Annotated in this window: 4 protein-coding genes; 2 read left to right on the forward strand and 2 right to left on the reverse strand. The window is 58.6% G+C overall.

Annotated elements, in window-relative coordinates; genetic code table 11:
• Positions 1-314 precede the first annotated feature (314 nt).
• Entirely contained in the window at positions 315-1,493 is a 1,179-nt protein-coding gene (locus NCR40_RS11660) for a porin (RefSeq protein ID WP_244826313.1), read from the forward strand.
• A gap of 153 nt (positions 1,494-1,646) precedes the next feature.
• On the opposite strand, the gene NCR40_RS11665 is transcribed toward NCR40_RS11660, so the two are convergent.
• Both NCR40_RS11665 and NCR40_RS11670 read right to left on the reverse strand, forming a co-directional pair.
• A complete protein-coding gene (locus tag NCR40_RS11665) occupies positions 1,647-3,320 on the reverse strand; it encodes a long-chain fatty acid--CoA ligase (protein ID WP_250509512.1) in 1,674 nt (557 codons plus the stop codon).
• A 130-nt stretch (positions 3,321-3,450) separates the two neighbouring features.
• Entirely contained in the window at positions 3,451-5,532 is a 2,082-nt protein-coding gene (locus NCR40_RS11670) for a molybdopterin-containing oxidoreductase family protein (RefSeq protein WP_250509513.1), read from the reverse strand.
• Between the two features lie 166 nt (positions 5,533-5,698).
• Between NCR40_RS11670 and NCR40_RS11675 the strand changes: the two genes are divergently transcribed.
• Positions 5,699-6,889, forward strand: a complete 1,191-nt coding sequence (locus NCR40_RS11675) for a M20 aminoacylase family protein (RefSeq protein WP_250509514.1) — start codon at positions 5,699-5,701, stop codon at positions 6,887-6,889.
• Positions 6,890-7,074: the final 185 nt, after the last annotated feature.

Consider the following 7,074-nt stretch of genomic DNA (forward strand, 5'->3'; position numbering starts at 1 on the left):
CGATGCTCTTCGCCTTCTTTCAGCAAGCCATATTCTCTGGCAAGAAATATCCAAAGCAGGCTTTTTGAACTAATCAAATTTTGAATTAGGGCAAACGCGAGTCATAAAATTCCTGCAAAACCAAGATTTTAGCGCATGTTGCAAAAACGTCACACGAGGTGCGCAGACCGGCCCCTTTTCCTTTGTCGCCCAAGACCTCTTTGTTACATTACGTCTCAACTTCATTCAGAAGTGCTCGGCAGGGACGTCAACACACTGGCGCTAGAACAGTGACCTTGCCCAAAAGTCGCAAACACTCCTTGGAGATCTATTCAATGAAAAAGTCGCTTCTCGCTTTGGCCGCTTTGGGCACCTTCGCTGGCGCCGCCCACGCGCAAAGCAGCGTGACGCTGTACGGCATCATCGACGCTGGCTTCCTGTACTCGAACAATAGCGCTGGTCAGAAGTTGTATGCCTTGAACAGCGGCAACGTGCAGGGCAGCCGTTGGGGCCTGCGTGGTACGGAAGATCTCGGCGGCGGTCTGAAGGCCCTCTTCGTGTTGGAAAACGGCTTCAACGTGTTCAACGGCGCGCTGGGTCAAGGCGGCGACGAGTTCGGCCGTCAGGCTTACGTCGGTCTGTCGACGGCGCAGTACGGCACGGTCACGTTGGGTCGTCAGTACGACTCCGTGGTTGACTTCACCGGCGCGTTCGAAGTCGGCAGCCAGTGGGCGACGTACTTCGGTGCGCACCCGGGCGACCTCGACAACATGAACAACTCGTTGCGCGTCAACAATTCGGTCAAGTTCACGAGCGCCAACTACGCCGGCTTCACGTTCGGCGGCTTGTACAGCCTGGGCGGCAACGCAGGTCAGTTCAATCGCAACCAGATCTGGTCGGCTGGCCTCGGCTACTCGCAAGGCCCGTTGCAATTGGGCGCTGCGTACTTGAACGTCAAGGACCCGAACTATTCGTTCTTCGGCAACAACACGACCTCGCGCACGGCCGCAACCGCCGGTACGGCTTCGAACTTCCCGAACAGCCGCGTGATCTCGGGCTTCGCATCGGCTCACACGCAACAAGTGATCTCGGCGGGCGGTGCTTATACGTTCGGCGCGGCAACGGTCGGCGCGACGTACAGCAATACGCAGTTCAAGGATGTCGGCCGCGAAGCCGGCGCCGGCCTCAACCCGGCTGCTTACACGGGCGGTTCGGGCAAGTTCCACAACGCCGAACTCAACTTCAAGTATCAGTTGACCCCGGCTCTGCTGCTCGGCGTCGCTTACGACTACACGAAGGGCTACGGCCTGGCCGACGCCAAGTACCACCAAGGCATGCTCGGCGCGGACTACTTCCTGTCCAAGCGCACGGACGTGTATATCGACGGTGTGTACCAGCACGCAACGGGTACGGATTCGACGCAACGCGCAGCAGTTGCAAGCATCAACGGTCTGTCGCCTTCGTCGACGTCGAACCAGGTCGCGGCGCTGGTCGGTATTCGCCACAAGTTCTAACAAGTCTTAACATAGCGGTATCTCTTGAAAGGCGCCTTCGGGCGCCTTTTTTATATGGCAAGGCGCGTCGGGCATAACCGCTTCTATGCGATGCAAAGAAAAAAGCCTTCGGTCTTTCGACACGAAGGCTTTTCCATTTGCCAAATCGATTCTTCAGGCCGTGCCGTCGCGCAATTCGCGCCGCAAGATCTTGCCGACATTGCTCTTCGGCAGGTCATTGCGAAACTCGATGATGCGCGGCCGCTTGTACCCCGTCAGCCGCTCCTTGCAGAACGCCACGACATCCGCTTCGGTCAGGCTCTGATCACGGCGCACGATGAAGAGCTTCACCGCCTCGCCCGAGTTCTGATCTTTAACGCCGACCGCGGCCACTTCGAACACGCCGGGCAGCATGGCGACCACGTCCTCGATCTCGTTCGGATAAACATTGAAGCCGGACACGAGAATCATGTCCTTCTTGCGATCGACGATTTTCACGTAACCGCGATCATCGAAGACGCCCACGTCGCCCGAGCGAAAGAAGCCGTCGGGCGTCATCACCTTCGCGGTTTCGTCGGGGCGGTTCCAGTAGCCCGCCATGACTTGCGGACCGCGAATGCAGATTTCGCCGGGCTGACCGAACGGAACGTCGTTGTTGTCGTCGTCGCGAATGACGATTTCCGTCGATGGCAACGGCAAGCCGATCGTCCCCGTATATTCCATCGCCGTGACCGGATTGCAGGTCACACAGGGTGACGTTTCGGACAACCCGTAGCCTTCGACAATCGGCACGCCCGTCTTCGCGAACCAGCGTTTGGCGACGGCTTCCTGCACCGCCATGCCGCCGCCATTCGCCGCGATGAGCTTGGAGAAATCCAGCTGGTCGAAATCGGGATGATTCAACAGCGCGTTATAGAGCGTGTTGACGGCCGGAAACGTATTGATCTGTATGCCCTTCAGTTCCTTGATCGTCCCCGCGATATCGCGTGGATTCGGAATCAGCACGCCGAGTCCGCCGGTGCGGATCGTCAGCATGCCGCACACCGTCAGCGCGAAGATGTGATAAAGCGGCAACGCGACCACGCAGATGAACTGGTCGATATCGGGCCGGCGCTTGCGTGCCGGATCCAGCCAGACTTCGGATTGCAACACGTTCGCGATCAGGTTGCGATGCAAAAGCGTCGCGCCCTTGGCAACGCCCGTCGTGCCGCCCGTGTATTGCAGGAACGCGACGTCATCGGGACTTTGTTCGACGCTATGAAACGTGGCGCGTCCACCTTCGCTGAGCGCGTCATTGAAGCGAACCCGTCCGGGCAGACTCCACTCGGGCACGAGCTTCTTCACGCGCCGCACGACCAGATTGACGACGAGCCCTTTCAAACCCATGAGGTCGCCGAGCGCGGCGACAACGACGTGTTTGATGGCCGTGTTCTTCACCACGGCTTGCAGCGTATGCGCGAAATTCTCGAGCAAGACGATGGCTTCCGCGCCGCTGTCCTTCAACTGATGTTCGAGCTCACGCGGTGTGTAAAGCGGATTGACGTTGACGACGATATAACCCGCGCGCAGAACCGCCGCAATCGCGATCGGATATTGCAGCACGTTGGGCATCATCAACGCGACGCGCGCGCCGGGCTTGAGACCCTTCGTCTGAAACCATGCCCCGAGCTTTTTCGACATGTCGTCGAGTTCGCCGTAGGTAATCGACTTGCCCATGCAGACGAACGCGCGCCGATCGCGGTTCTTGCGGAAACTGTCTTCGAGCAACTGGGAAACCGACCGGTACGCGGAAACGTCGATTTTAGCCGGTACGCCGTCCGGGTAGGACTTCAACCATGGTTTTTCCATGCGGCGTCTCCTTCTTATTGGAATTTAGAATGATCGTGCGAAAACGAGATGCTAGCTGCTTGCCTCGCTTCCGACAATTGGGTTAGACGCCGCCTTCCAGACTCGTTCCGGCCTGCTCTTTCATTACGACTCAATGCATTGACTCCACTTCAACCAGGCAGTCGTAAAACGTCGCCGATCCCCCCAGATCGGTCAATGCCTGGCTCGTTACCTGATTGGCGTTACGGCCATCGGGGGACAACTTCTTCCACCAGATCGACAACCCGACCACGACGCCCTCCTTCGCGCGTTCGGTTACACGGGCGCGCGCCTGCATCGAGCCGCGATCGTTGAAGATGCGAACCAGCACGCCGTCTTCGATACCGCGGAGTTCGGCATCGGCAGGATGGATATCGAGATGCGGCTGGCCTTCGGTCGCGCGCAGACTTTCGACGTTTACGAAACTGCTGTTCAGGAAATTGCGCGCGGGCGGCGAGATCATCGCGAGCGGATAGCGCGCCGCGAGTTCGGGCGAGCCGTCCGTCGATTCGTACGGCGGCAGATAATCGGGCAGCGGATCGAGTCCTTCGTTTTTCAAACGTTCGCTATAAAACTCGCACTTGCCCGAAGGCGTGCGAAAGGCGCCTTGAGCCAAGGGCGCATCGGCAAGATTGAGTTTCAGCCACCCCGTCTCTTTGAGCGCGTTCCAGTCCTGACCTTCGAGCGTCGCATCGGCCCAGCGAAAGGCTTTCGATGCAATCTGTTCGTCGGTCTCGAAGAGTGCCGGTTCGGTGAGACCCATCGCGCGCGCGAGACCTCGAAAGATGTCTGTATTCGTGCGCGCTTCGCCGACCGGTTGAATGGCCGGCAAGTTGGCCATCACATGCGTATGCCCGTAAGACTTATGGACGTCCAAGTGTTCGAGCTGTGTCGTCGCCGGGAAAATCAGATCGGCATAGTCAGCGGTATCGGTCTGAAAGTGTTCGAGAACAATGGTGAACAGATCGTCGCGCGCAAAGCCCGCGGCGACTTTCGCGGAGTCGGGCGCCACGGCCACCGGGTTCGAGTTATAGACGATCAGCGCTTCGATCTTCGGGCCGAACGCGTCGTCTCCGGGGTTCAGCAGCGCGTCGCCGATAGCGTTCATATTGACGATGCGCGGCAGTTCCGACGGCCAGCCGGGCGACAGGTTCGGACGTTCGAGCGCGTTTCCATCGACCGGAGTCCAACCCGACGACGACAGCAGCATTCCGCCCGCGCGCTCACGCCATGCGCCCGTGAGCGACGGCAGACAGGCAATGGCGCGGACCGCATTGCCGCCGCCGCGCACGCGCTGCATACCGTAATTCAGGCGAATCGACGCCTTCTTGGTAGAACCGAATGCGCGCGCGAGATCGATCACCGTCTTCTCGTCAAGACCGCATATCGACGCCACGCGCGAAGGCGGAAACTGCGCCGCGCGCGCCTTGAGTTCTTCGAAGCCGAGCGTGTGAGCATCGACATATTCACGGTCGATGAGATCCTCGCGAATCAAAACGTCGATCATGCCGAGCGCGAGCGCGGCATCCGTTCCGGGCCGCAACGCGATATGTTGATGACACTTTTCCGCCGTCAGTGACCGATACGGATCGATTGCGATCAACTTGGCGCCGCGCCGCTTTGCTTCCTGCGCACGCGTCCAGAAATGCAGGCTCGACGCGATCGGATTCGCTCCCCAGATCAGGATGAGCTCGCTTTCTTCGAAAAACTCGGTGTGCATGCCGAGACTCGCGCCGTATGTGTAGCGCAAGCCGGCAGTCCCGGCGGCGGCGCAGATCGTCCGATCCAGCCGCGACGCGCCGAGCACATTGAAAAAACGCGCCGCAATGCTCTCGCCTTGTACCAGTCCCATCGTGCCGGCATAGCTGTACGGGAGAATCGCTTCGGGCGCGCGCTGTGCAATCGACTTCAGCTTGTTGGCCGCCAAGGTGAGCGCGTCGTTCCAGCTAATCGCCTCGAAGCGCCCTTCGCCTTTCCGGCCGACGCGGCGCAACGGCGTGAGCAGCCGGTCTTTATGATGCGTGCGCTCGGCATAACGCGTCACCTTCGTGCAAAGCACGCCCTGCGTCGGCGGATGATCCGGATCGCCGCTGACCTTTACCGCTTTGCCGTCCTTGACCGTGACGCGCATTGCGCAGGTATCGGGACAGTCATGTGGGCAGACGGCTCGGGCGAACTCGGTTGGAGCGTTCATAGCGTGGGTCCGGGATTACCAGATGAAAAGCGTCAGATGAGTCGATTTTATTATGGTCGCCGTGGGAACGACCGTTCAAATCATCAAATAATGACGGCGTAGAATGCAAGGACCGACGCAGTGTCAATGCGCAACGTCCGAATTCAAACGTGAGAACGGTTCCAAAATGAATCTGATCCCCGAAATCGAAGCATCACACGAAGAAATCAAAGCTCTCCGACGAACGATTCACGCTCACCCGGAGCTGCGTTACGAAGAGACGGGGACGAGCAAGCTTGTCGCGGAAAGCCTCGAGCGATGGGGCATTACTGTGCATCGTGGGCTGGGAAAGACGGGCGTCGTCGGCGTGCTCAAGCGGGGCTCCGGCAACGGGTCGATCGGACTACGCGCCGATATGGACGCACTGCCCATTCAGGAAATCAACACCTTCGGGCATCGATCGACCCACCCCGGCCGCATGCACGCGTGCGGTCACGACGGGCACACTGCCATGCTGCTCGGCGCAGCAAAACATTTGGCGGAGCATGGCAACTTTAACGGCACGATTGTTTTCATCTTTCAGCCGGCCGAGGAAGGTGGCGCAGGCGCGCGTGCAATGATCGAAGACGGCTTGTTCAAGCGTTTCCCTGTCGATGCCGTCTTTGGGATTCACAACTGGCCGGGAATGCCAGCGGGGCACTTCGGCGTGGTTTCCGGACCAATCATGGCGTCGAGCAATGAGTTTCGAATCACGATTCGCGGCATCGGCTCGCATGCGGCAATGCCTCATAACGGACGCGATCCGGTGTTCACCGCCGTGCAGATCGCTAATGGGTTGCAGGGCATCATTACTCGAAACAAGAAGCCTATAGATACCGCCGTGCTTTCAATCACCCAGATTCATGCTGGCGACGCGGTCAATGTCGTGCCGGATGAGGCATGGTTAGGTGGTACGGTGCGCACGTTCACGGTCGAGACTTTAGACGTTATCGAAGAACGTATGCGCAAGATCGTTGAAGCGACGGCATCGGCTTACGATTGCGAGGCGGAACTGCATTTTCATCGAAATTATCCACCGACGATCAACGACGCTGAGCAGACGAAGTTTGCGGCGGAAGTGATGACTGCCGTTGTAGGCAAGGATAAGGTGAACGCCTCAGTCGAACCAACAATGGGCGCGGAGGACTTTTCGTTCATGTTGCTTGAAAAGCCCGGGTGTTACGCGTTTCTCGGGAATGGCAACGGCGGTCATCGAGATCATGGACATGGTGCCGGTCCCTGCATGTTGCATAACGCCAGTTACGATTTCAATGACGATTTGTTGTCTGTCGGCTCGTCTTACTGGGTTCAATTGGCGGAGCAGTTCTTAGCCCGATAACTTTGATTTTTTATTTGGCGCTGCTCGAACCACGCAGCGCTTTTCTTTGCGCGCCAAACCCCGCAGAAATGCAAAAACCCCACCTGTTTGGGGGTGGGGTTTTTGTTGCTGCATGAGGAGCCTGACGATTACCTACTTTCACACGGGAGATCCGCACTATCATCGGCGTGGAGTCGTTTCACGGT

Source organism: Caballeronia sp. GACF4 (assembly GCF_023631025.1).
Taxonomy (GTDB): domain Bacteria; phylum Pseudomonadota; class Gammaproteobacteria; order Burkholderiales; family Burkholderiaceae; genus Caballeronia.

What these genes read in the sequence shown, in the direction of transcription:
- NCR40_RS11660 (WP_244826313.1), top strand. Translation starts at nt 315, where the DNA reads ATGAAAAAGTCGCTTCTCGCTTTGGCCGCTTTGGGCACCTTCGCTGGC.
- NCR40_RS11665 (WP_250509512.1), bottom strand. Translation starts at nt 3,320, where the DNA reads ATGGAAAAACCATGGTTGAAGTCCTACCCGGACGGCGTACCGGCTAAA.
- NCR40_RS11670 (WP_250509513.1), bottom strand. Translation starts at nt 5,532, where the DNA reads ATGAACGCTCCAACCGAGTTCGCCCGAGCCGTCTGCCCACATGACTGT.
- NCR40_RS11675 (WP_250509514.1), top strand. Translation starts at nt 5,699, where the DNA reads ATGAATCTGATCCCCGAAATCGAAGCATCACACGAAGAAATCAAAGCT.